This window comes from Donghicola sp. XS_ASV15 (genome assembly GCF_041224595.1).
Taxonomy (GTDB): Bacteria; Pseudomonadota; Alphaproteobacteria; order Rhodobacterales; family Rhodobacteraceae; genus Donghicola.
Genome location: NZ_JBGFGN010000146.1, coordinates 33,459 through 55,146, shown reverse-complemented (window position 1 = coordinate 55,146; position 21,688 = coordinate 33,459). Strand labels below are relative to the sequence as shown.

Genomic DNA, 21,688 nt, shown 5'->3' with positions numbered 1-21,688 from the left:
AGCTCGAACGTGCTAGGATTTCGCCAAAGACGATTTGATCCTACACCTGCTCGTTTCTTTCGGCCTTTGGATTTCAGAGAATGTTATTTCGCACGTCCCTGCCATCGCACCCCGCTTTTCGCGCCGTCCACTGTTTTCTGATCGCTGCCATCCTCTTTCTTGGATTATCCGGATGCGCCGAACGCCCGACCTCTGAAGTCCTGCTTCCGATCGCAGCACCGGACCTGAAAGGCACCATCGTCCGCGTCTATGCCGCCACAAACCGCGAGAGGGACGAGGCAGGTCGGGGGTTTGGTTCCGATCCCTCTTTTGAAACGACCTACATGTTCTATGACATCTCCGTGCCGCCTGTGCGCAAGCCAAACGTCGTACGATACAGATCGGAGCCCCCCAAATTCAGCTCGGAATTTCTGGTGGTCGCGTCTGGCACAATATCTCGTGCCGAATTCCGGCGCCGCGTGGCGCAAGAGACCCCCGCTGGATCGCAGCCTGGAATCTACGTTCATGGCTTCAACACGCGTTTTCCAGAAGCCCTTCTGCATCTGGCTCTCCTCAAGGCTGACAGCGGATACGATGGGCCGGCAATTTTGTTTTCTTGGCCTTCTTACGGGCATCCCCTAGAATATGTTGCTGACCGTCAGAGTGCGATCTTCTCTAGAGACGCGCTTGCCAGTGTGCTGACCGACACCACGGCAAACGGACAAAAGGCGCTGCTCTTTGCGCATAGCATGGGAAGCTGGTTGTCCATCGAAGCGCTTCGGACGCTCAAACTCAAGGCGCGCGAGGACGTACTGAAACGCCTCGAGGTGATCTTGGCTGCCCCTGATATCGACGTCATGGTCTTTGACCAGCAGATGCGCACCATCGGGAATTTGGGGCGACCACTGGTTGTTTTGGTCGCACGCGATGACAAAGCCCTGGCCGTGAGCTCATTGATCGGAACAGGGCGGCCCCGCTTGGGTGCGTTGTCGGTAGATGCGCCAGAGGTCCAGAACTCGGCCAAAGCGTCCAATGTTCGCATCATTGACATCGGTTCTGTCGCGGCGGACCCTATCGGCCACAGTCGCTACGTGCCGCTCGCCGCACTTTATACTTCCTTGCAAAAGGGGGGGCGTGGCGAGAATGAATTGGCCGTCGCAGGGGCGTACGTCCTGAACACCCTTACCGCCGAGATGCTGCGACCGGTTGCGGCGATCACACGCCAAGCACAGTAATAGATGGCAAAGCTTGTGACATTCTGGCCCGACTTGCTTAAACAGCGGTGAGAACAGCACTTTTTGGACAAGCCGATGCCCCACCCTACCCCTCTCAGATCAGAGCATGTTAAGCTCAACCGACGGGCCGGTCTTGCCTCCGTGGCGGTGGCGGCGACGCTTGTTGTTGCGAAAACTTGGGCACTGGCTGCAACCGGAGCGTTGTCCGTTGGGGCATCTCTGGCTGATAGTGCGCTTGACCTGATGGTGTCTCTGGCGGGGCTGGCGGCCATAACCTATGCCGCCCGACCGCCGGACGATGACCACGCCTATGGCCACACGTCGGCCGAAGATCTGGCCGCGCTAGGGCAGTCCACATTCATCCTAATCTCGGGTACTGCGATCCTTTATGCGGCTGGGGTACGCCTCTTCGGAGAGGCTTCGACCCCCTTGGCATCCGAGGGTGCAGGTATCGCCGTCATGGTCCTGTCGATTGGCCTGACACTCTCGCTTGTTGCGTATCAGCGTCACGTCGCGCGCAAAACCCGGAACAAGGTCGTGACGGCAGACAGCCTTCACTACATCGGTGATCTGGTGCCGAACCTTGGCGCGATCCTCTCGCTTCTCGCTGCGCAGCAGTTGGGGATTACATTCATCGACAGTATTGTGGCGATCGGTGCGGCGGTCTTCATGATGTTTGGTGCGGTGCGGATCGGCAAAGCGGCTCTAGATGCCTTGATGGATCGAAAAGCGCCGGATCACGAAATTGAAGGTATCGCAGAGATCGCGGGATCCTTTCCGGGCGTGCGGGATTTTCATGATTTAAAAACCCGGATGGCCGGGTCGCGGACCTTTGTGACACTTCACATTGAACTCGACGGCGATCAATCACTCTATGATGCACACGAGATAAGCGCGGGCCTAAGAGCCAAAATCCTGCTCGCCTACCCCCATGCAGACGTCATGATCCACAAGGATGTCTGGTTTCCCGCAAAAGACTAAAAAACCTTCCCCGCGGGGATGATCAGATGCAGGGCAGAACCAAACGCACGCGTGTCCCAACGCCTTCGGTGCTCTCAAGTTCGACGCGGCCACCACACTCATCAGCGAGCGCAATGACCGAGGCCGGACCCCTTCCCCTTGCCCTTGGTTGTGAAGTATTGCTGTCCGACTTTCTGAAGCAATTCCTCGCTCATGCCGCAGCCATCATCTGCGACGGTCAGGACCTGACACATTGGCTCACTACCAATGGCGGGAACCACATACTGCCGCACTGTGATCTGGCCCCCACCTTCGATGGCATCGCGCGCATTGGCGATCAGGTTGAACAGAGCAGAGCGAATACGCACAGGATCTGCCAGAACGCGGGTGGTGCTGTCCTCGGTGTCGATCTTCAGCGCAATCTGGCGCGACACCAAGTGATCCAAAAGCTCGACTTCGTTTTCCACGACCTCGGCGATATCGACAGGGACAGGCCCCTTGCCGTCGTCGTGCACAAAGTCCAACAAGCGACGGGTCATTTTTCGGCCAGAGCCGGCAGAGCGTGACAAGCGGCGCACAAGTGCGCTGAGAGCGTCATCCTCAATCTGCATTTCGAGCAAACGAGAGATCGCCTCTACAGCGGCGAGCAGGTTATTAATGTCATGCACAACATCCGAGGCCAGTTCGCCCATGATGCGCTGCCGTTCGGCCCGCTGTGCATATTCGGTTGCATCTGCAATATCGTGTTGCCCCAGCTTGGGAATAACACGTTCAGCAAAATCGATACTCTGAATCGGGCGTTCCAAAACCATGGTGCGAAGCCTTCTGTTTGTGCGCTCTTAAAAGATGTGTGCGCCTCTAAAATTAACTATTGCGCAACACGCCTTCGAAACAAACGACCATTACTGCAAAGGTGTTTATACAAATATCTATTGAACGTATTCCGATTAATGTAGGTGTATTCTACCTCAAACGACTATTTTGAAAAGCCCTGATCGCGCTACTGGATAGTCATTCTATCCTGCCGGATAGGCCTTCACGAATAATCCTTGTCTCAGGACAGTTTGGCACGCTTTTGGCTAGAGAGATCGTATGACCGATATACAGCACAACTTTGATCAAGCGATGCCCTGCCCCCGCGCTTTCCTGCGCTCTGACCCTCGATCCCTCGAGGTTGCGCTGGATTTCGGTGCAGGATTCGCCCCCCGTCCTGTCGGCACGCTCGACTGGGACGACACCCGCCGCCAGGCGGTCTTGCGATGGGACGCCCGATTCGAGGCCGACCCTCTGCCCCTCTCTCCTGTACTCGTGCGAAAACACGAAGGCAGCCTAAAGCCCCGACGCGGATGGGCCTTCGAAGGCGCACCTGCTTTGATCGGGGACAGCCTACCAGACGGGTGGGCGAGGCTGCTTGCCGACTACGAAATTCGCGCGAGCGGCGGGAGCCCCGAAGGCACCAGCCCTTTGACCCGCCTTTCCTTGGTTGGATTGCATGGGATCGGCGCCCTGACCTACAGGCCCGCCTACCCGCTCACCGAGCCCCAGGAGGTCTCCTTAGAATGGTTCGCAGGGCTTGCTGCGGATGTCGGCGATTGCGTGAAAATGGACGACCTCACGCGGCTGAACAACGCGTCTGGTGGCACCCACGGGCAAAAGCCGAAGTTTCTCGCACAGCTCTCTCCCGACGGGGAAACTCTACGGAACCACCGCGCCCCCCTGCCCCAAGGCTGGAAACACGTTCTGATCAAACGACGCAGCCGCAGCGATCGCAATGGCGCGGTCGAAGCCGAAGTCGCCTACGGTTTGATGGCCCGCGCCGCCGGCCTGCGGACCACTTGGATGGGCATGTTGGGTTCAAACACTCGCGAACAGTACTTCGTAACGCAGCGGTTTGATCGCCCCGGAACGAAGCGTCTGCACGTCCAGACCGCGGCTGCGCTCTTTGGTGTCGACTTCCGAACCGCAGACCTAGACTACATTGACCTGCTCAAACTGACGCGGGCGATCACACGAAACCAAGCGCAGGTCGAAGAGATGATGCTGCGCATGATCTTTAATGTTCGTGCGGTGAACAGAGATGACCACCTGAAGAACCACGCTTTTCTAATGGATGAACGGGGCAGGTGGGCTTTGGCCCCGGCTTACGACCTCTGCTATAGCTATGGTCGCGGCGGGCTTCATGCGCTTGGAATTGCCGGAAACCGAAACCAACCGGGCCGCATGCACTTCCACGATGTCGCCCGCGCAATCGGAATCGAACGCGAGTCTGTTTGGGATATGGTTTCGCAAGTCGATGCGGCGCTCGTCCGGTGGCCCGAATTTGCCGAAGCTTGCGGAGTCCCGCGCCTGCTGAAATCTAGCATTCAAGACGACATCGAATGCGCGCGAAGCTGGACATAACACGCGATTGCACCGCGCTGCTCCCGTTGGCGAGCAGGCGGTGACTCCCTATATCTCTGGTGCACACGGCAACTGCCGCATCAGAGGGTTTTTATGGGATATCTGAAAACAGCACTTTTTATGGCCGCGATGACAGCTCTGTTTATGGGGCTTGGGTATTTGCTTGCTGGAACAGGCGGTATGTTGATCGCCCTGATCATTGCCGCGGCCATGAATATTTTCACTTGGTGGAATTCGGACAAGATGGTCTTGCGCATGCACAACGCGCAGCTTTTGACCGCTGGCGACCGGATGGGCATTCAGCAAATGGTCGCGGATCTGGCGCGCAACGCAGACATGCCGGTACCAGCGGTTTACTTGATCGACACACCACAGCCGAACGCATTTGCCACGGGCCGCAACCCGGCGAATGCTGCGGTCGCTGTGACAAGCGGCATCCTGCGTGTCCTGAGCCGCGAAGAGCTTGCAGGCGTCATCGCGCATGAATTGGCCCATATCAAGAACCACGACACTGCGATCATGACGGTCACCGCGACCTTTGCGGGCGCGATCTCTATGCTCGCCAACTTCGCACTCTTCTTCGGGGGAAACCGCGATGAGGAAGGCAACGGCGGTCTCGGAATCGTGGGGACTTTGGCGATGATGTTTCTTGCCCCTATGGCGGCGGCGCTGGTTCAGATGGCGATCAGCAGGGCGCGGGAATACGAGGCCGACCGCATCGGCGCCGAGATTTGCGGACATCCTCTTTGGCTCGCATCGGCGCTCGAGAACATTCAAAGAGGCGCTGCCCAGATCGACAACATCGCAGCAGAGCGCAATCCAGCGACGGCGCATATGTTCATCATCAATCCGCTGCACGGAAGGCGGATGGACAACCTGTTTGCGACCCATCCGGCGACAGAAAACAGAGTCGCCGCATTGCGCAAGATGACTGTAAAAAAGGCATCCATGACACATCCAGAACCCACGGCCGCGACGTCTAGCATCCCGAAATCTGGACGCAGCCGTCGCAGCAAAGGGCCGTGGACGTAACGACAGAACCCGATCTTCCCCACGGGGAAGATCTTGCCCGACAGCTCCTTCTGACACATTCAGAAGATCAGATATCGCTTGCGACGACGCCCCAATACAGGGCATAATTTTGACATTCACGCTTTACTGCGGGCCTGTGCAAAGTAGATGTTTTCGAGTTTCCCCCGCTCTTTGGGAAACAAGATGGTACATCGTATCGCGAGCTTTCGGTACGCGCCGAAAATATCTGTAGCGCTTTCTATAATCGTTTTGGCGATCGCATCCATTGCTATGCTCGGATGGTTGCTTGGAATTCACGCCTTAACGAAGCCCTTTCAGAATGCCTCGCCCACACAGGCAACAACCGCAATCTGCCTTTTCTTAGGCTCACTTCCGACGGCTCTGAAAGGGAAAGCGTGGAGACCGGTTTTCGGGATATTTCCCTACCTCGCAGTGATGGTAATTTCGGGGCTCTCACTCACGTCGCACTGGGTCGAGGCAGTGAATTTTATCAATAGGCTGCTGCCGACTGAAACCATCGAAGCTGGCGCTCGCGCCGGTCAGATGTCAGTAAACACGTCGCTCTTGCTTTTAGCGACGTCTGGGTACGGCCTCTTTGTTCGCCTCATTCGGGGCCGACCAGTTCTCTCTGTCCTAAGCCAGGCCATCAACGTAGCGCTGCTTGGCGTGGTCATCTCGATGCTGGGGATGATCTTTGCCAACCTTCCACCGCCAATCCATTGGAGCGCGAACCCGACGGATACTGGGCCTCTGACCGCGCTCTCTTTGCTTCTACTCATTTTCGCTAAACTTGCTGCAAGCACCGATGAAAATGGGTTGCCTCTTAGGATTGTCGACCTCGCCGAGGTCGCCGCCACTGGGGCCATCGCAGGCGTCATTGTGTTCTATGGCGTTTTGTCCCTGACAGCGCCCATCTCCTTGAATGCGTCAAATATCGAACGCATTCACCGACATCTCGACGCAACGGCCACAGCAGCGACATCAAAATTCAAAGAAACGATTAATCTGGTCGGGCTAGGACCCCACAACGACCAGACCCATGCGAGGAATGATATTCGGGTGTGCCGCGCAGATCGTGGCACGTATGTCTTTAGCTTTGAGCTCCTAAAAAACCGCATTCACCAAGTCGACTGCGCTTATGGATTTGACCGTCCAAGTCCGGGTGGAAGCGTGTACTCTTACTTTGCCGATCTACATGAAGAACAATGGCTCAGCACAAACCCGACGTCATCGGGGGCTATTCTAAAACACTGTGAAACGGAGACACGCTGCCATTTGTTCCGGTCCGTGACCAGTAACGTGCAGCCTCAGAACGGTGCAATTTATGTCCTCATGCTAGATCTCAGCATCGAACTCAGGGACTACCTTCGGCTTGAGTTGGTGAATTCCGACTGGTTGGCGGATATCGACTTTCAAACGTGGATCAACACGCTTCCAATGGGCACAGATTATATTGACGCAGTTGAGAGCTTTGACGCCCATCTCACCGAAACGGGCTTTGCGTCCTATGACTTCCGTGGCAACCGGATCAAGACCGCAACGATCGCGATGACTGTGCTCTTGCTTCTGTCCATTCTTGGCGTGTTCGTTATGACGCAAATCAGCCAACGCACACATGTCCAGTTTATCGAGGCCTCGCGGCAACTCTCGATCCGTCAGTTCTACACGCGCCGCTTTGTCTATGCCGCTGCGCATGATCTGCGTGCCCCCCTGAGAGGGATCGAACAGCTCTCCGAATGGGCCCGGGATGACCTAGAGGAGGGTGATATCGAGGCACCCAACCGGTATCTGGGCATGATCAATGCGCGAATTCAGCATCTGAGCCGCTTGATCGAAGGCATTCTTGACCTTGCAAGGCTCGAGAACCGCGAGAGTCAAATCGAAGACCTGCCGTTGAGCGATGCCATCAACGCCGCCGCAAACCTGTATCGCGCGCCCAACATCACTGTTCTGACGAAATTCCAACCAGCAGGTCTAAGGTTGCAATATGAGTACGACGGCCTTGTGCGTGTACTGAACAATCTGTTGGCGAACGCCATTAGCCACCACGACCGCGAGACCATCAACATCGCTATCTCGTCGAGCGTACAAATCGACGCTTTGGAAATCGTTGTGACCGACGACGGACCGGGCATTCCCGAAGCTCGCCACGAGATGATCTTTGAGCTCTTTCGCACCTACTCAGAGAACAAAGAGCACAAGGGAGTTGGTATGGGGCTCGCAATGGTGCGCCGACTGGTCGAAGAATGGGGCGGCACCATTCACGCCGAGTCGCCAGTAGAACAGGGCAGGGGGGCCCGCTTTGTGATCAAGATTCCCCTTGATCTTGTTTGGAAGCGTGGTGTTTAGTTCCGTTTCGAACACAGCTGGAGACGCGCTTTGGCTCCCAAATCTTCTAGCTGGACACTGGCATGGCTGTCTTTGTTCTCGAGGCTCTCGATAATCGCTGTCAGTGCTGCAGAAAATTCATCCATACGAAACAGAGCGGCGATCCCGTGTAGCTTAAAGGCTGTAAAACATGCGCGCTGAAACTCTTTTTCAGCCACAAGCGTGATCATTGTATCGATGTCTTCGACCATTCGTGCAATGGCGTGGGGATACAGGTCCACCAAGTCTGGGTCTGTGAGCCCTTTGGGAAATGCAGCGTTCTTAAAATCTTCCATTGTCGTCATCCAAAACTCGCCTTCTGCGCGACTTTTTACACAGTTACACAGCCGCAAAAAGGGAGTTGCAGTCGTAGCTACCATTGAAAAGCGGCGTTCCCCGGCAAGAACAGGGGCTGTTTAGCCTAAAGAACAAAGAAAATTCCCTGTCTTTTGCAAAAATAGACACTGTGACCCAGACATTTCGTTCCAGATAGTGACCAATAAAACACGCGTAGACTAACAAAACTGGCGTCTGTCAGCCCACCAGAGACATCATATGGTCTAATATTTCTGAATCAGAACCCTTCGTCACTATATATAGTCCAGACTTCACCTTCCCCAAGGGGAAGAATGAGATGGGTACTCTGATACAAAGGCAGCTTTGCAATAAATTCGGTCTTACTAGGCCCATTTTTGGAGGCCAGAACGTATAGTCGAAGAAGGCAGCACATAGGCAGCGAACTTTACAATGCAGCTTTTCGAAACAATTCAGGAAATAACGCACCGACACGGTCGGAAACTGCGTTATGTGTTGCTAATTGCCTCTTGTGTCGCATTAGCGCTTTCGTGGATCTTCGGCGGTCTCACAATACCGTATGATCCAAAGACACTGCCATCAATGCCGGATAGCCTTGGTACCGCGCTTCTGGCATTTCTACTTCTCTACGGGGTTGGCGAAGGTTTGAAATCAAAAAGAAGGGTAGGGGCCTTGGCTCTACTTTTCACCGGTTTGATTTCTCTGATCGCTGCTCTCTATTTCAGTTTGCAAGCGCCATCGCCGCAAGACACTTGGCCCTACCATTGGTTCATGGACCCCGAAGTCGCCCTAGCGATCATCGTCTCCATACGCGCGAAGCTTCAGGACAAGAACGATACGGTGTTTATCCTGCTTTCAAGGCAAGCAATGGTCATCGTCATCGCAGGATTTGGGCTATTTTCCACGCTTACCGGGCTCTCCGCCCAACTCGAAAGCCATGGTTGGCAGCCGACACCTGGGATCAACCTATACATCGCAGCGATCCTCCTTCTCAGCGGGGCACTTGATTTCATAGATGCTTCCCAACGCGCGAATGCCAAAATCGTCGCGCTCGCCACTCCATTACCGGCGATCGCCTATTTCATATTCTCCGACATGTTCGCCCATCTCCAAAGCGGGGAGGGCGCGCACATCGCCGTCGACGCCCTTTTTATAGGAGTCCTCATATTTGGTGCCAGCAGCATCACCAAAGGGGTCGACGTCTTCCTAACAACAGTAAAGGAAAGCGAGACGCGTAACACGACGCTGGAACGTCAAAGCGCTGTTATTCAGGATCTCGTCTATGCTCTGGCTCACGACCTGCGCTCGCCAGCACGGGGGATTGTCCAGACCACCGATTGGCTGCGAGAGGACCTAGCAGATAAAGCCTATGATAAAATCGGATCGCGCGCGGATTTACTGGCAGACCGAGCAGAGACACTTTACGAGCGACTTGATGCTTTTGTCGCATATGTTGATCTGTGCCACTACGTTCCAAGGCGCACCAACGTCGCTATTTCACCCATCATCGAACGTCTGGTCTCAGCTCTCCCTACCAACGCGGTTGACGCCGTGGCGCTTCAGGGCGCAAACGTTTCTATTCATACGGATGAAAACGCATTGGCCTCGATCATCTCGACACTCATGGAAAACGCTCTCGGCCGCGCCGACCCATCGACGCCGAACGTCGTTGTCGCGTGGGCCATGGACCAAGAGGGCCTCGTCTTGACTGTAGAGGACAACGGCAGCCGTCTTTCCCACGCCGCACAATCCCGCATTTTTCAGCCATTCAGATCAAGCGGGACAGCCGAAACCCAGAATGATCTGTCGATGGCCTATGCGGGCCGATTGGTCGATGCCTTGGGCGGCAAAATCTCGGTCAGGCCCAACCCCACTACCAGTGGAATGCAATTTCGCTGCCTCTTCCCTAATATGGAAGAAGAGAACGCAGCCGAAAAAAAAGCCCTCCGGAAACCGGAGGGCCAGTGAGGCAGTCATCCCAATCGGGAACCGTTAATCCAATGATGTCAGCAGCTGTTTGATTGCAGCCTCAAGGCGCGCCTGGTCTATTGAAGAGAAATCTCGATCCAGTTTAATCTCTAGTTTTCCGCGCGCGGCCGTACACTTCGCCGAGCCTGATCCAACCGGCATTGAAAAAGTGCTGCGCGTTGGGGCAGGGCTCGCAGATTTTTTCTTGGCAGCTGTCACTTTTGCCCCGCCATCATTTGCAAAGCCACGCAGAATTTCGAGCTCTTCTTCAGCCGTGCGCGAAGGCGCAGCATCCAGCGCTTTGGCAATTTTCGCACCCGTCTCCAATTTTGCTTCTATGGCAGCAGCGAGCGCCAGCCCCAGAGACCGAGGTATCTGAGGCAGGTATTTGAGATGGCCGTCGAGTGCGCGAACAACACGGATGAAATTCCGAATGTAGCTGCGTTTCTGATAACCAGCCGATTTAAACAGAGTGGCAACAGCCTTGTCGGCGTCATGCTCTTCAGTCTCGGGATCATTCGCGTATTCCAAAGCAAGTTTTGCCATTTCCCCAAAGGAAATATCTTTGCGCACAAGGTTCTCATCGACCATACGCCGATATAGATCCTCGAGCGTATCGCCTGCCTCGGTCACAACGGCCGGGATTGCCGAAAATTCCGCATGTCCTGTCGCGTCAAATAGCTCTCGGTAGGCAGACAGCCGGCGATAGCCCTGTACCAATTCATAAAGACCATCCGAACGCGTCTCGAGCCGAATTGGGTTGGACAAGCCGATTTCCGAAATCGATTGCTTTAATTCCGCCAGCTCAAGGTCTGGGCCTTTGGCGCGATCCCGAGTCAACTTGCTCGTGGAAATGGCGTTTAAGGGCACCAATTCCATGATCAGGCCCATGCCCTTGAGCCGAACATGTTCATGAGCCAGCGCGTCGTTCTCAGCGCGGATCTTCGCTTCGATTTCCTGACGCTGCCGTGTGCTGTTTGCAGCCTCTGAGATCGCAGTAGCCATAGGCCCGCGACGCGGGGCAGGGGCGCTGCTCGGCACAGCCGCCTCGGGCGTGTCCGCAGGCAGATCCGTAGGCATGTTGATGTCGAACATCCGGCGTTTCTTGGCCATAGCCGTTCTCCTCAGATCTTGTCCCAAGCAGTGATGATGTTGCCGCGGAACTCCTCGTAGGCGCGATCAAAGCTGGCGCGCGCGCGGCGCCACGTCTCGCGTGTCATATCGCGGTAGTCGATCTCGTAGACCGACGCGAGAAAGCGGCCGGATTGCTCGACCGCACGCGTCATCTCAACAGGATTATTTGTCACGTGATCGCCAAAGACTTTCTGAAACGCTTCATACATTGCACGGTGCAGATCATTGCCGGGCTCGTATCGGGTCATCAGGAATTTTATGTCAGCAAACGCTTTGGGTAGGCTCATGTTGCAGCCCGGAACACTGCCCTCATAGCCAGCGGACAAATCCTCGAGCGCTTCGGCCAATTGGCCAATAAAGCTCGTTGTGGAGTCATACTCCCAGTATCCAGGTCCCGAGGGGATATAGAGCATATCAGCCGCGAAAACCGCATTCATCGACTGATAGCCAATCGCAGGGGGACAGTCGAAGATGATCAGGTCATATGCGTCGTCCGGCAGGCTATCCAGATAGCGCGATACACAAGCAAAGAAGCTCCATTCTGGGTTCAAATGCCGGTATTGGGCGCTCGCAAATTCGACGAAAGCTGCGTTGGCACAGCTGGGGACAACATCGATTGTGCTCCAAGCGCTCGGCTTGATGAAATCCGACGGGCGTAAGGAATCCAGACCCATCTCTCTGATCGATGCAGGAATCTGACGTTGGGGCAGGGCGGTTCCACTTGCCGCGCCGACCACAGCTGCGTTCATCCGGTCTGTCTCGCGGATCAAATCGCGCGCCATAATTCCCCAAACCGTGTATTCCTCGGCCACATCCGTAAGCCCCATCGAATGGGATAGGGTCGCTTGTGGATCGAAATCCACCAGCAAGACACGATAGCCATCCAGTGCAGCCGCATGAGCAAAGTGCAGAGCGACAGTAGATTTGCCTGCCCCGCCCTTGAAGTTGGCAATTGCCGCACGGAACGCACGCTTTCCTTCTGGCCGCGGGGGCATCAACGACTTCTTGTTGACCTTGATCCGACGGCGAAGCTCGTTGATTTCATCGAGCGTAAACCAGCGCTGACGTCCTTCGGGTTCAACCTCGCCACCGGGTAGGTTCGGATCCGCGGCCAGCCGCCCGCGAAACGTCGACTGATTGATCCCCAGGATCAGTTCGGAAACTTCCCAACTCGAAAAACGGCGCAAGCGCTTGATGTTTTCCGGGCTGAAGGTCTGCTGCCGGATCCAGCTCTGAAGTTTCAGAGATTGTGCCTGAAGATGGCTTAATTCGTCATGGGTGTACACGAGTTGTCTCACAACGTTATTTTCTGCTCTGCTCTAATTTACGTCGAAACCACTTCCAACGCAAAACAAAAACTCCTCACGATTAACGTTTACCGAGCCAATTATCTTGGCAAACACAACCAGATATCGTGTCGAATGCAACGCGTTCGGCATCACTCCCGCCAAATCTTGTCAAAACGCTTTTCCGAAGGACTTCCGGAAAAGTCTCGCACTTGTCACGAATGTGAGATCCCTTGGAAAAACGGTTTTGAAGTGATGGCGACGAAAAAACGCGTTCTCTCAATGAGTTGACAGCTGTCAACCTTTCCAACACCCCCCAAACTGCCCTGACCATCACACCGCCTTTTGGTTGTCAGTCGCCAACAACGCCATGATCATCGGGCCAGGTGAAAACGCTCCGTCCTCGGCCTTTGAGGTCAATGCACGCAAATATCCGCCCGGACTTCTGATCTCACTCGCGCGCTGCAAGATGCCAACGACAGTGATTGCGGCTGCCTCGGCGCCCATTGCGGTCTCGGCTCGTCGCCACGCATCATCGGATATGCCAAGCATAGGTCGAATGAAGTTGGCAGCTGCCACAAGCTCTGCCCATGAATGCACACCAGAGGGCACATAGTCATTCAGATCCGGACAAGCTTTCACGACAAGATAGAGAGGCAGCTTGCTCTTCGGTCCAGTTGAGGGCTCAGCATCCGCCGCCCTTTCCTTTTCTAAGGAAGGTTCAGAATCTGAGTGTTGTATGTTTGAATATTGTAAGTGCCGCTCAGAAACGTCGTCATTGCCGCCCATTAGTTCTGTATCAGATTTTACAAGCACGGTATTCACTTCTGTTAGAAGTGTCTCGGCTTCCTGATTTAACTGAGCCAAGTCGTCTGCATAGAGCTTGCGTCGCATCGAACGTTGAAGAAGCCGTAGTCGGTGCTGCAGTTCGTCCCAATCTGCTTGGACCTCTTCTTGCCCAAATGCGATGAGCTTTGCCGCATCGCGCAGACGTAGCACGACCGCCTCGCGCAAGCGCTTGAGCCGCAGCGCAGCAGCGCGTGCCTCGTGTGCCGCCGAGGCGATCTCTGGCAGCCGCACCAAGAGCGGCCTCAGGTCAAAACCAAAGGCCCGATCGATCCCCCCATTCACCCCACGCGCCGCGTAGCGTTTGCCATTCGGACTATCGTGACGAATAATCAACTGCGCGTTGACCAAAGCCGCGAGATGGCGTCGTAGCGTGCTTTCTGCCATCCCGTGAGCCCGTTCCGACAGCGCAGCGTTCGAAGGAAAGACAATTGTCCCCTCTCCCTCTGCAAGGCTATCGTGCGGATGAAAGCTGACCAACGCGTGCAGAACTGCAAGATCGCGATCCGTGACTCCAAAGGCCAAGCGCGCGGCAGTCAGTTCTTTGATGATGGTCCATTTGTCAGGCACGACATCAGGGATCGGCGCCTCGAGCATCGCTTGCGCCGCCAATTGACCAGCCGAAACTGATCGCCGCCCAAAGGGCGTCGTTGAAATGTGTTCCATATTTTTCACGACGACACAAAAAACCACCCATCGGACTCAACGATGGTTGACAGCTGTCAACTCCCAAGGGTAGGTTCGAGGTGCTAAGACGAATTGGCCTCTCGGGACGAAAGTTCTGGGGGGTCTTTTCTTATTTGGTGCCGGGTGTCGTGCCTCCTTTTCCTGTGTTTACTGCTCTGCTTCTATTCACCGGAGTTCTTCAGAAACTCCTGATGAATCCGATCAAGGTTCTGGATCAACCAATCGTCAAATCCGTCCTTGTCCTTGAGGGTCAAGACCGTCTTGTCGCCTTTGCGACTGACCTCACCCAACGCTCTGCCGTCTTCACTCCGCAGTTCCTTGCGGCTCGTGCGACGGGGTAACTTTTCAGGCGCCAAACCATCGAATACCGCTTGAAAGCGATCATCAGAGGTTTGTCCCTCGGCCAGCTGTGTAATGTGTTCCAGCGGCCGGCCTTTGATGCGCGCAGCCAACGAAAGCCAGCGGTCACGCCCAACGCTCGGCGCAGCGCCGATGGCCATGATAATTGGGTAGGGCACCGCATCTGTGACCGAGAGCATCCGACTGATCACTGTCTTATCGATATGGAGGGCATCGCAAATCACCTTACGGGTGAAGCCGTTCTCGACCATCTGCCTTGCAAAGTTCGCCTTCTCGATAAAGGTCAGGTCTTTGCGCGCTGCGTTCTCCTGGCCCTGAGCCACGATCAGATCGCGGTCGTTCAGAACCCGCACCATCGCGCGGACGGGCAGGCCAAGCTCGCGCAGCGCAGCGACGCGGCGGCGACCATAAACAATCTCGTAGCGGTTCCCATCGGTCGGCGACTGCCGCAGTAGGACAGGGACTTGCTGCCCATATTCGCGGATCGACGCAACCAGCGCTGCGAGGCCTTCGGGGTCGTCGTCCAGACGATCTTTGAGACCGGCATCGTCAATCAGCTCGGGCGGAATTTCAGCCAGTGCGCGGGTCTTCAGATCGGCTATCTGTTGGCTCACCGCGCCGATCGCGCCGGTGGTCCGACGCGGTTTGGCCGGAGCAGGTGCATCCTCTCCGGCTGGGTTCGACAGATTACCAAGAAGGTTCTTGCGTGCCATCAGCGCCCCCAAGCCTTCTGGATCAGATCCTCGATCTCGCCATTCACATTGTTCAGGCTTTCCATAGCCCGTTCATATGTGGCGCGGTGGAACTGGTTCTTCTCGACCTCGTAGAGGGTCTGCTTAGTGATCCCAGCATCACTGATCGCAGTCGACTTCAGCGCTGTATGATTCAGAACATGTTCCCCGAACATCGACCGCATGAAACTGACCATCTGGTTTTGCGGACCATCACCAGGCTCGTAGCGCGTCACCAGATAGCGCAGCCAATCGTAGGACATATCGCCCCCGGCTTCGGCCACGACCCCAAGCAAGTTTGATGTCATCAACAGGAATTGGCACATGGACATAACATCCAGCATCTGGGGATGCACGGTCACCAACACCGCAGTCGCCGCTGACAATGCCGACATCGTCAAGAAGCCCAATTGGGGCGGGCAATCAATCACCACAACATCATAGCTGGCTTCAACCTCGGCAAGCTTTTCGCCGACCCGCGTAAAGAACAGATCGCCCGAACGCTCTGCCAGAGCCTTTGGGGTGTCGTGTTCAAATTCCATCAGATCCAGGTTGCCCGGAATGATGTCGAGGTTGGTAAAGTAGGTGCTTTGGATGACATCTGCCAACGGCACAGGATCATCGTACCGGATTGCGTCATACAGGGTGCCGCCATCCAGTAAATCGAACTCCGGCTGAAACCCGTGCAAAGCTGACAAGCTGGCTTGTGGGTCCAGATCTACGGCAAGCACGCGATAACCATCCAACGCCAGCTTTTGCGCGAGATGTGCCGAGGTTGTGGTCTTCCCCGAACCACCCTTAAAGTTGATGACCGTTATGACCTGAAGATGATCCCCCTCGGTCCGGCCGGGCAGGTAGGTTCCAGGGGCTTTGGCGCCTTTTTCCAGCATCTGCCGAAGGGCCTGAATATCCTCGGTCGAATAATAGCGGCGACCCCCTGTTCGAATTTCAGGTTCTGGTCCCCGGCCGTCCAGATGCAGTTTTCTGAGATACGCATCCTTGACGCCAAGAAGTGCCGCGACTTCACCACTGGTAAACTTGCGCAGGGCACGGCGCGCATCCGGCGGAAACAGCTGCGTGCGATGCGCTTGCAGTCTCTCTGACAAGCTCGCGGCATGCTGCCCAACCAATAGATCTATGCGGCCCTGTTGTGCCATCGGTTTTGTCTGCCCTCGGTGCGACGCCGTTTGTTACGGTATAAGGCGTCATATTCTCTAGTTAGCGTAATTAATGACCTACGCGTCCCGAGTCTGACAAGCACTTTTTCAACTTGCCCTGTCTAAGCTGCTGATTCTTAACCTTTCGGATGGTAGAAACCGAGAAATCCTATCCAAAGGTCGCCTCCAGGCTTGGGGAACCCGCCTCAAAAACAAGAATCAACAAATGCAAAACGCCCCGCACAGGGCGGGGCGTTATCTCTTACTCGCGTCCTTCTCAGGACACAACTCAAGCTGCAGCGCGAGCCGAGGTTTTCGCTTCGATCGCTTCGGCATTCAGGTTCATAACCGCGACCGCGTCGAACACGTTCACGCGGAACAAGAACGACTTTTTCATCGTCTCGATCATTTCGGCGAAGAACGGATCTGCCTTTTTCAGGGTCTTTGCATCTTCGAACCCAGCGGATACAACCAGCTCGCCGGCCTTTCCGATGATCACCTTGAGATCGATGATCTGCAACTCATCAAGTTGTGTCGCGAGCCCCTCGACCATGAAGGGTGCGGCCATCTGGGCACCTTGAAGGTCGGGAAAACGCAGAATGAGTGATTTGTTCAGCATTTCGGTCTCACGGATTATTATGTTGTTTGGCGCGTCTTTAAGAGAAACGGCTGCCTTGAGACAAATTTAAAGCTGAATGCACATTTTTAGAATGATCTCGATGGGTGAGGAGCGTTACCCGTTCGTATGGGAACCTATCTTTGCTCTAAAATCGATTTTTTTTTCAACGCCGTGGCATTGAAAACAAACACTTTTCTCATCTAGGTGCTTTACGTCATAGGGAGCAGAAAAGTTTCAACTACTACATTTGGTACGCAAAAATCATGCAAACGAATCTTGGGGGCCGCAAAAAGATCGCGGTTACAGCCCCCAATCAGTGAATTAGGCCCACTCTCCCTTACGGAAAACAGGGACTCGGGTCCCGTCCTCGCGGATACCATCGATGTCGATCTCCGCGCTGCCAATCATCCAGTCAACGTGGATCATGCTACTATTTCCCCCGCGGGCGGCGATCTCTTCGCTGCTCAGATCTCCTCCGTTCAGGAAGCACTTGGAATAGCATTGTCCTAATGCGATGTGGCAGGCTGCGTTTTCGTCATAGAGCGTGTTGTAGAACAGAACTCCAGATTGCGAAATCGGCGAGGAATGGGGGACCAAAGCAACCTCGCCCAAACGGCTCGCGCCTTCGTCTGTATCCAAGAGCTTCAGCAAAACGGCTTCACCCTTAGATGCCTTGGCCTCAACGATCTTGCCAGCTTCAAAACGCACTTCGATTTCGTCGATCAAGCTGCCTTGATGGGACAAGGGTTTGGTGGATCGCACCACGCCATCGACGCGGGCCGAATGCGGTGTAGTAAAGACTTCTTCGGTGGGTATGTTCGGATTGCAGGTCACACCGTTCGTCGCAGTCGACGCGCCCCCATGCCACTCATGATCCTCGGCGAGGCCGACGGTTAGATCTGTACCGGGCCCCGAAAAGTGCAGTGCATCGAACCGCTGTTCATTGAGCCAAGCTGTTCGAGACCGGAGCGTTGCATTGTGGTTTGACCAATTGGAGACAGGGTCCTGCTCCAGAACGCGCGATGCAGAGAAAAGAGCGTCGGCGAGTTTTTCGACAGCTTCTTCTTCGGGCAGATCAGGAAAGACGCGCGCCGCCCAAGCTGCGGTTGGATAGCTCACGATCGTCCAGTTGATATCAAAGTTCGCAATCTTCTCGAGCGCTGGCTTGTAGGCAATCGAATTGGCCTTGCCCGCACGGGCGACTTTTTCAGGATCTTGTTCGGCCAGTAGCATTGGGTCTTCGCCCACAATCGCCAAGCGCGCAGCATTCTTTTTGTAGGCCTCAGCCATACCAGCATAGAGCCACTCTGCCGCCTTATCGAATGACGCGTCATTTGCATTTTCAAACCGCGCTAGCGTGATCTCTGGATCAGACAGGATCGGCGTTACGACCCCAGCACCCGCGCGATACGCGGCAGCAGTGATCCGGCGCACCAAGGGAAGTGCTTCGACAGGGGCGGTGATCACCAGGTCTTGCCCCTCTTGCAGGTTCAGGCCCACACGCACCGCCACTTCGGCAAGTTGCTCAAGTGCTTTTGGGGAAATGGGGTTGGTCATCATGAGCCTCCGTCTGGTCAATATGCCGCTCAACCTGTGATCCCGCACTCCGAAGGTCAAGGTGCTGACCACCCACATTCGCGGGACACGAGAAACGGACCGGATCGGTATTTTATTGATGACTCTTGAACAAGGCTTAACCGCATCTGCAATAAACTGCGCGAAGCGACCGGAAAACGCGAGAAATTCAGAGCAAATGGGCCGGACTTGCCTAGGATTCGAGAGAACTTCCCGTGGCAACCCCACTAGTTTCCACAAAATCCATTGATACCAACCATAACAAAATCTGGAGAAACCGATGACCGAGAAAATCGTCGTCGCGTATGATGGCAGTGAAAACGCCCACAACGCGGTGAATTTTGCTTTGGACGTAGCTAGGGCCAAAAACGCGACGCTTGTCGTCGTGCATGTGCTGGAATGGTCCCCTTATTCGTTCCTGACCAAGACAGAAATCGAAGAACGCCACATGCGCCGCAAAGAAGAGCTCGAGCGCGCAGACAAAGCGATCGTTAGTCCGTTGTTGCAAGAAATCCAAAGCAGCGGCGTCGCTGTCGAGGTCATGGTGAAATACGGCCATATTTCCGAGACCCTGCTCAAGGTCGTGGCGGACACGGGCGCCAAGCAGCTTGTCATCGGTCGCACAGGACAATCTTCGATATCGACACGCCTTTTCGGATCGGTCGCGGGCACATTGGCCCAAGCTGCGCCGGTCGCGGTCACCATTGTTCCTTAAGAACAAAGCCAACAGGGACCTACAATGAACAGATATTTCAAAGCGCCCCTCATGGGGGCCGCGGCTGCGCCGTTTCTGGCTGCGCCGGCTTATGCAAGCACCATCGACGAAACAGTAAATACGGCCTTTGCCAATGCAACCGGCTGGTTCGTCAGCTTTATCTTCAGTCCGTTTCCCGGCACCAGCTTTCCGTGGATCGTGGCGTGGCTCGTGATTGCGGCCACAATTTTTACCGTCTACTTCGCGGGCATTCAGTTGCGCGGCTTTGCCCATGCCATCGCGTTGGTCAAAGGGGACTACTCTGATCCCGATGATGCAGGCGAAGTCAGTCACTTCCAGGCGCTGGCGACTGCGCTTTCCGGCACCGTCGGGCTTGGCAATATTGCTGGCGTTGCGGTTGCAGTCGGCATCGGTGGCCCGGGCGCAACATTCTGGATGATCCTCGCAGGGCTAATGGGCATGGCGTCGAAATTCACGGAGTGTACGCTCGGCGTGAAATACCGGAACGAATACCCTGACGGCACCGTGTCGGGCGGCCCGATGTATTACATTACCAAAGGGTTCAAAGAGCGCGGCCTCAAAGGTGGCAAGCCGCTGGCAATCCTGTTCGCGATCTTCTGTATCTGTGGTGCGTTTGGTGGGGGCAACATGTTCCAATCGAACCAAGCCCATGCGCAATTAACCAACGTTCTTGGTGATTTCCCCGGCTGGATCACAGGCGTCATCTTTGCAGGTATCGTCTTTGCGACCATTGCCGGTGGCCTGCAATCCATCGCCAAAGTGACCGAAAAAGTCGTGCCCATTATGGCGGTGATCTACGTGGCGACCGCACTGGTCATCATCCTCATGAACGCTGACCAGATCGGTTGGGCATTCGGACAGATCTTTGAAGGGGCTTTCACGGGTCTTGGCGTGGCGGGCGGTCTTGTCGGCGCGTTGATCCAAGGTTTCAAGCGCGCGGCCTTCTCGAACGAAGCAGGGGTGGGCTCGGCCGCAATCGCACACTCTGCCGTGCGCACCAAAGAACCTGTGACCGAAGGCTATGTTTCTTTGCTTGAGCCCTTCATCGACACTGTCGTGATCTGCACAATGACCGCATTGGTTATCATCATTACCGGTCAGCTTGTCATGGATCCAGCAACCGGTCTCTATATTGTAGGTGAATCCGGCGCGATCGAGACTGTGAGCGGGAATACTGGCGTCGCGCTGACTTCCGCAGCGTTCTCGTCTTCGTTTGGGTGGTTCCGCTATATTCTGGCCGTCGCGGTGATCATGTTTGCCTTCTCGACCATGATCAGCTGGAGCTACTACGGCCTGAAGGCTTGGACCTTCCTCTTTGGTGAAAGCAAAGCAGCAGATCTATCGTTCAAGGTCATCTTCTGCATCTTTGTCGTGATCGGCGCAGCGGCTAGCCTTAACCCTGTGATCGACTTCTCGGATGCGGCGATCTTTGCCATGGCCGTCGTGAACATCATCGGTCTGTATTTCTTGATGCCCATCGTCAAAGCCGAGCTGGAGAGTTATGTAAGCCGTTTGAAGTCGGGTGAAATCAAGAAGTTCAATTAACCCAGCCCTCGCTTAACGTGACCCGCTCAGGCCCCGCCCCCGTCGCGGGGCCTGTTGCGCACTCGTCCCTTGTCGCAAATTTCCACAGCCAAAGGAGATTTTGTCGTGCAATGTCCGGCAGTCTGTCTTACCTGTGCATGTAACAAGAAGGCGCGCGCGCTCTGTCCGCATCCAGCGCATACAGGCATTCAAGGAGACTTTTCATGGCTGACGGGACTTTTGCTGTTCTAACCCTGGCTCTGGGTTTGCTCGATATGGGTGCGAATTACTGCCCGACCGGCAGCTGTATGGGGCCAAACGAAGTCGACAGCCGCATGTCATTTTCCTTGGGCGAGACCTACTTCCAAGAAGAGACTTTTGGCACCGAATTTTATGTCCGCCGTGACACGTCGCTGGCAATGGGACCGTTCCAGGTCATCTATGGTCTGTCTCTGACGAATGACAACGATGGTTGGATCGGGGTTGGCCAAGCGTGGGACACCACCTTTGGCGCTGGATACCTACAACTGCACGCAATGCCCGGCATCTATATCCAAGGCGACGGCGTAGATCTTGGCGGACCGGTTGAGTTCCGCTCGGGTATCGAGCTTGGCTACGAAGCCCGCAACGGTATGCGAATTGGCTTGGGGTATGACCACCGGTCGAATGCGGGTATCTACGAGAGCAACATGGGGCTGGAAACAGTTCACTTGCGGGTCTCGATTCCCACGAACTAAGGGCCGTGCGCAAAGGCCTGCCACAGAACCCCAACGCCCG

At 55.3% G+C, this 21,688-nt stretch carries 18 protein-coding genes; 9 read left to right on the top strand and 9 right to left on the bottom strand.

Annotated elements, in window-relative coordinates; translation table 11 throughout:
• The first annotated feature begins 80 nt into the window (after positions 1–80).
• Together AB9K37_RS12125 and AB9K37_RS12120 are read left to right on the top strand one after the other, a co-directional pair.
• Positions 81–1,214, top strand: coding sequence for an alpha/beta hydrolase (locus tag AB9K37_RS12125; protein WP_369838993.1), 1,134 nt, complete (start codon positions 81–83; stop codon positions 1,212–1,214).
• A 75-nt stretch (positions 1,215–1,289) separates the two neighbouring features.
• A complete protein-coding gene (locus AB9K37_RS12120) occupies positions 1,290–2,195 on the top strand; it encodes a cation diffusion facilitator family transporter (protein ID WP_369838990.1) in 906 nt (301 codons plus the stop codon).
• Positions 2,196–2,296: 101 nt separating this feature from the next.
• Here AB9K37_RS12120 and AB9K37_RS12115 read toward each other — a convergent pair whose 3' ends face one another.
• Entirely contained in the window at positions 2,297–2,986 is a 690-nt protein-coding gene (locus tag AB9K37_RS12115) for a sensor histidine kinase (protein ID WP_369838987.1), read from the bottom strand.
• 280 nt (positions 2,987–3,266) lie between these two features.
• Between AB9K37_RS12115 and AB9K37_RS12110 the strand changes: the two genes are divergently transcribed.
• The 3 genes from AB9K37_RS12110 (at position 3,267) to AB9K37_RS12100 (ending at position 7,955) form a co-directional block, all read left to right on the top strand.
• On the top strand, positions 3,267–4,574 hold the full coding sequence (locus AB9K37_RS12110) for a type II toxin-antitoxin system HipA family toxin (RefSeq protein WP_369838984.1): 1,308 nt from the start codon (positions 3,267–3,269) through the stop codon (positions 4,572–4,574).
• A 93-nt stretch (positions 4,575–4,667) separates the two neighbouring features.
• A complete protein-coding gene (htpX, locus tag AB9K37_RS12105) occupies positions 4,668–5,606 on the top strand; it encodes a zinc metalloprotease HtpX (protein WP_369838982.1) in 939 nt (312 codons plus the stop codon).
• Between the two features lie 480 nt (positions 5,607–6,086).
• A complete protein-coding gene (locus tag AB9K37_RS12100; protein ID WP_369838979.1) occupies positions 6,087–7,955 on the top strand; it encodes a sensor histidine kinase in 1,869 nt (622 codons plus the stop codon).
• On the opposite strand, the gene AB9K37_RS12095 is transcribed toward AB9K37_RS12100, so the two are convergent.
• Positions 7,952–8,269 carry a hypothetical protein gene (locus AB9K37_RS12095; RefSeq protein ID WP_369838976.1) on the bottom strand — a complete coding sequence of 106 codons (318 nt, stop codon included), beginning with the start codon at positions 8,267–8,269 and terminating at the stop codon, positions 7,952–7,954. The genes AB9K37_RS12100 and AB9K37_RS12095 overlap by 4 nt on opposite strands.
• Positions 8,270–8,720: 451 nt before the next feature.
• On the opposite strand from AB9K37_RS12095, the gene AB9K37_RS12090 reads away from it, so the two are divergent.
• Positions 8,721–10,256 (top strand): sensor histidine kinase, encoded by a 1,536-nt coding sequence (locus AB9K37_RS12090; protein WP_369838973.1) that lies wholly within the window; start codon positions 8,721–8,723, stop codon positions 10,254–10,256.
• A 24-nt stretch (positions 10,257–10,280) separates the two neighbouring features.
• On the opposite strand, the gene AB9K37_RS12085 is transcribed toward AB9K37_RS12090, so the two are convergent.
• From AB9K37_RS12085 to AB9K37_RS12055, 7 genes are all read right to left on the bottom strand, one after another.
• Positions 10,281–11,369 carry a ParB/RepB/Spo0J family partition protein gene (locus AB9K37_RS12085; protein ID WP_369838970.1) on the bottom strand — a complete coding sequence of 363 codons (1,089 nt, stop codon included), beginning with the start codon at positions 11,367–11,369 and terminating at the stop codon, positions 10,281–10,283.
• Between the two features lie 11 nt (positions 11,370–11,380).
• Complete coding sequence (locus AB9K37_RS12080; RefSeq protein ID WP_369839107.1) at positions 11,381–12,676, bottom strand: AAA family ATPase; 1,296 nt, start codon at positions 12,674–12,676, stop codon at positions 11,381–11,383.
• Between the two features lie 333 nt (positions 12,677–13,009).
• On the bottom strand, positions 13,010–14,188 hold the full coding sequence (repC, locus tag AB9K37_RS12075; protein ID WP_369838968.1) for a plasmid replication protein RepC: 1,179 nt from the start codon (positions 14,186–14,188) through the stop codon (positions 13,010–13,012).
• A gap of 182 nt (positions 14,189–14,370) precedes the next feature.
• On the bottom strand, positions 14,371–15,282 hold the full coding sequence (repB, locus tag AB9K37_RS12070; protein WP_369838965.1) for a plasmid partitioning protein RepB: 912 nt from the start codon (positions 15,280–15,282) through the stop codon (positions 14,371–14,373).
• Positions 15,282–16,457 carry a plasmid partitioning protein RepA gene (repA, locus tag AB9K37_RS12065; RefSeq protein WP_369838962.1) on the bottom strand — a complete coding sequence of 392 codons (1,176 nt, stop codon included), beginning with the start codon at positions 16,455–16,457 and terminating at the stop codon, positions 15,282–15,284. Before repA ends, repB begins: the two co-directional genes overlap by 1 nt.
• Positions 16,458–16,746: 289 nt before the next feature.
• Entirely contained in the window at positions 16,747–17,025 is a 279-nt protein-coding gene (locus AB9K37_RS12060) for a hypothetical protein (protein WP_369838959.1), read from the bottom strand.
• Between the two features lie 372 nt (positions 17,026–17,397).
• Positions 17,398–18,636 (bottom strand): aminopeptidase, encoded by a 1,239-nt coding sequence (locus tag AB9K37_RS12055; protein WP_369838956.1) that lies wholly within the window; start codon positions 18,634–18,636, stop codon positions 17,398–17,400.
• A gap of 295 nt (positions 18,637–18,931) precedes the next feature.
• Here AB9K37_RS12055 and AB9K37_RS12050 point away from each other — a divergent pair, with 295 nt between their 5' ends.
• From AB9K37_RS12050 to AB9K37_RS12040, 3 genes are all read left to right on the top strand, one after another.
• Positions 18,932–19,366, top strand: a complete 435-nt coding sequence (locus AB9K37_RS12050; protein ID WP_369838953.1) for a universal stress protein — start codon at positions 18,932–18,934, stop codon at positions 19,364–19,366.
• Between the two features lie 24 nt (positions 19,367–19,390).
• On the top strand, positions 19,391–20,932 hold the full coding sequence (locus tag AB9K37_RS12045) for an alanine/glycine:cation symporter family protein (RefSeq protein WP_369838950.1): 1,542 nt from the start codon (positions 19,391–19,393) through the stop codon (positions 20,930–20,932).
• A 203-nt stretch (positions 20,933–21,135) separates the two neighbouring features.
• Positions 21,136–21,648 carry an acyloxyacyl hydrolase gene (locus tag AB9K37_RS12040; RefSeq protein WP_369838947.1) on the top strand — a complete coding sequence of 171 codons (513 nt, stop codon included), beginning with the start codon at positions 21,136–21,138 and terminating at the stop codon, positions 21,646–21,648.
• Positions 21,649–21,688 lie beyond the last annotated feature (40 nt).

What these genes read in the sequence shown, in the direction of transcription:
- AB9K37_RS12125 (WP_369838993.1), top strand. Translation starts at nt 81, where the DNA reads ATGTTATTTCGCACGTCCCTGCCATCGCACCCCGCTTTTCGCGCCGTC.
- AB9K37_RS12120 (WP_369838990.1), top strand. Translation starts at nt 1,290, where the DNA reads ATGCCCCACCCTACCCCTCTCAGATCAGAGCATGTTAAGCTCAACCGA.
- AB9K37_RS12115 (WP_369838987.1), bottom strand. Translation starts at nt 2,986, where the DNA reads ATGGTTTTGGAACGCCCGATTCAGAGTATCGATTTTGCTGAACGTGTT.
- AB9K37_RS12110 (WP_369838984.1), top strand. Translation starts at nt 3,267, where the DNA reads ATGACCGATATACAGCACAACTTTGATCAAGCGATGCCCTGCCCCCGC.
- htpX (WP_369838982.1), top strand. Translation starts at nt 4,668, where the DNA reads ATGGGATATCTGAAAACAGCACTTTTTATGGCCGCGATGACAGCTCTG.
- AB9K37_RS12095 (WP_369838976.1), bottom strand. Translation starts at nt 8,269, where the DNA reads ATGGAAGATTTTAAGAACGCTGCATTTCCCAAAGGGCTCACAGACCCA.
- AB9K37_RS12090 (WP_369838973.1), top strand. Translation starts at nt 8,721, where the DNA reads ATGCAGCTTTTCGAAACAATTCAGGAAATAACGCACCGACACGGTCGG.
- AB9K37_RS12085 (WP_369838970.1), bottom strand. Translation starts at nt 11,369, where the DNA reads ATGGCCAAGAAACGCCGGATGTTCGACATCAACATGCCTACGGATCTG.
- repC (WP_369838968.1), bottom strand. Translation starts at nt 14,188, where the DNA reads ATGGAACACATTTCAACGACGCCCTTTGGGCGGCGATCAGTTTCGGCT.
- repB (WP_369838965.1), bottom strand. Translation starts at nt 15,282, where the DNA reads ATGGCACGCAAGAACCTTCTTGGTAATCTGTCGAACCCAGCCGGAGAG.
- repA (WP_369838962.1), bottom strand. Translation starts at nt 16,457, where the DNA reads ATGGCACAACAGGGCCGCATAGATCTATTGGTTGGGCAGCATGCCGCG.
- AB9K37_RS12060 (WP_369838959.1), bottom strand. Translation starts at nt 17,025, where the DNA reads ATGGCCGCACCCTTCATGGTCGAGGGGCTCGCGACACAACTTGATGAG.
- AB9K37_RS12055 (WP_369838956.1), bottom strand. Translation starts at nt 18,636, where the DNA reads ATGATGACCAACCCCATTTCCCCAAAAGCACTTGAGCAACTTGCCGAA.
- AB9K37_RS12050 (WP_369838953.1), top strand. Translation starts at nt 18,932, where the DNA reads ATGACCGAGAAAATCGTCGTCGCGTATGATGGCAGTGAAAACGCCCAC.
- AB9K37_RS12045 (WP_369838950.1), top strand. Translation starts at nt 19,391, where the DNA reads ATGAACAGATATTTCAAAGCGCCCCTCATGGGGGCCGCGGCTGCGCCG.
- AB9K37_RS12040 (WP_369838947.1), top strand. Translation starts at nt 21,136, where the DNA reads ATGGCTGACGGGACTTTTGCTGTTCTAACCCTGGCTCTGGGTTTGCTC.